This is a genomic window from Devosia sp. (genome assembly GCF_041917035.1).
In the GTDB taxonomy this organism is placed as follows: Bacteria; Pseudomonadota; Alphaproteobacteria; order Rhizobiales; family Devosiaceae; genus Devosia_A.
Genome location: NZ_JAYRYM010000424.1, coordinates 1 through 1,910, shown reverse-complemented (window position 1 = coordinate 1,910; position 1,910 = coordinate 1). Strand labels below are relative to the sequence as shown.

Below are 1,910 nucleotides of genomic sequence, written 5' to 3'. Positions count from 1 at the left end.
GGGCATCGGAGACGGCAGCGAGGGGCGCAAGGGACGCTGTGATGGACATGGCGAAGAAAGCCTCGGTCAACGACTGGTGCGATGCTGCCGTGCCACGCCTAACTCGGAAAGCTCCCCAGTTGGGCAGGACGAGGCGACGCATGGCGGCCGGACGGGGGCTTGCCAGACGGCGAGGAAGTCCCGACAAGGACGTGGCGGTCGCGTGACGTGACGACCGACGCCGGGGGGGACAAGGTGCCGGAACTGCTCGTACTGCAATCGCTGTGGACAATGTCGGGTCTCAAGGGGGCGCCGGCGGAGCGGCCGCTCGAAACCAATATCGAGATGATCGCCGCGGCCGGCTTCGACGGGCTGGGCTGCCTGTACATCGATCGCGAGGAGGCCTGCCGTACCACCAGCCTCGCCCGATCGGCGGGTCTGGTGGTCGAGGGCCTGTGTTTCCCCACCGACGTGGATGGCCTCAAGCCGGCGCTCGAGTGGGGGACCGCGTTCGGCGTCACCCACATCAACATCCAGCCCAACCTCAGGCCGCGCCGGCTCGACGAAGCGGCGCGCGTCGCCGAAGGCTGGGTCCGGCTGGCCGAGCAGGTGGACTTTCCGGTCTATGTCGAGACGCACCGGGACAGGATGACGAACGACCTGCTGTTCACGCTCGACCTGCTGACGGCGGTGCCGGAGATGAAGCTCCTCGCCGACCTGTCGCACTATGTGGTGGGTCGGGAGATCGCGGTGCCGGCGAGCGCCGAGGTCGACGCCCAGATCCGGGCGATCCTCGATCGCTGCTGGGCCTATCACGGGCGGGTCGCCAGCAGCGAACAGGTACAGGTGCCGCTCGGCTTTGCGCAGCATGCGCCTTGGATCCGGCAGTTCGAGACCTGGTGGACCTATGGATTTGCCAGCTGGATGAAGCGTGCCGGCCAGGACGATAGGCTCTGCTACATGTGCGAACTGGGCCCGCAGCCCTACGCGATTTCGGGCGCGGACGGCGCCGACCTCAGCGACCGCTGGGCGGAGTCGCTCGAACTCGCCGACAGGGCCCGCGCCTGCTGGAAGGAAGCGCTCGCGCGGGCCTGAGGGGCACCGCGAGGACGGCCGTCAGGCGGCGAGACGCCGGCTGCCGCCGGCGAGGTCGGTCTCGGCGAGGAAGCCGGCGAAGCGCTCGATATCGAGCGGCCGGGAGACCAGGTAGCCCTGGATGAAATCGACCATGCCGGTTGCGCGCAGCATGGCGAGACGACCGGCCGTCTCCACCCCTTCGACGACGGTCACTCGTCCCGAATCGTGGATCATCGCCAGGGCGTTGACCAGCAGTTGCCCGGTGAGGCTGGCATCGGACGCCATGGCGAACTGGCGGTCGAGCTTGACGCCGTCGAGCGGCAGCGCCCCGAGGTGATTGATGTTGGAGAAGCCGGAGCCGAAATCGTCGAGATAGGTGCCGATTCCGGCGGCGCGGAGCCGCTCGATGTGGCGACCGGCCGCGGCGATATCCAGCGTGTCGGTCTCGACGATCTCGATCACCACCCTGAAGCGTTCGCCCAGGAGCGGGGCAAACAGCGGGATCAGGCGGTCGGCATCGAGATCGCGCGGGAAGATGTTGAAGTTGACCTGCAGCGCGATGCCGGGCGGCAGGCGATCGAGATCGGCCCGGGCCCGTGCCACCAGGTAGCGCGTCAGGTCCATGGTCAGACCCCGCGCCTCCACCACCGGCAGGAACTGGTCGGGCATGACGATGCGATCGTCGACGTCCCGCCATCGCACCAGCACCTCGCAGGCCGTGACACGATCGGTCCTCAGATCGAGGATGGGCTGGTAGTGGCAGACCACCGAGGCGGCATCGAAATGCCTGAGGAACCGGGCCTCGAAGGCCCAGAAGCGGCGCAGCAACCGGTGCAGCTGGCGCGACAGCCAGG

General features: G+C 68.2%; 2 protein-coding genes. One reads left to right on the top strand and one right to left on the bottom strand.

Annotation, left to right across the window (positions count from 1 at the left end; genetic code table 11):
* The first annotated feature begins 207 nt into the window (after positions 1–207).
* Complete coding sequence (locus ACE3TU_RS21900) at positions 208–1,074, top strand: sugar phosphate isomerase/epimerase family protein (protein ID WP_374627970.1); 867 nt, start codon at positions 208–210, stop codon at positions 1,072–1,074.
* A 21-nt stretch (positions 1,075–1,095) separates the two neighbouring features.
* Here the strand turns inward: ACE3TU_RS21900 and ACE3TU_RS21895 are convergent.
* The coding region (locus tag ACE3TU_RS21895) for an EAL domain-containing protein (protein WP_374627969.1) at positions 1,096–1,910 on the bottom strand (815 nt) is incomplete at its 5' end.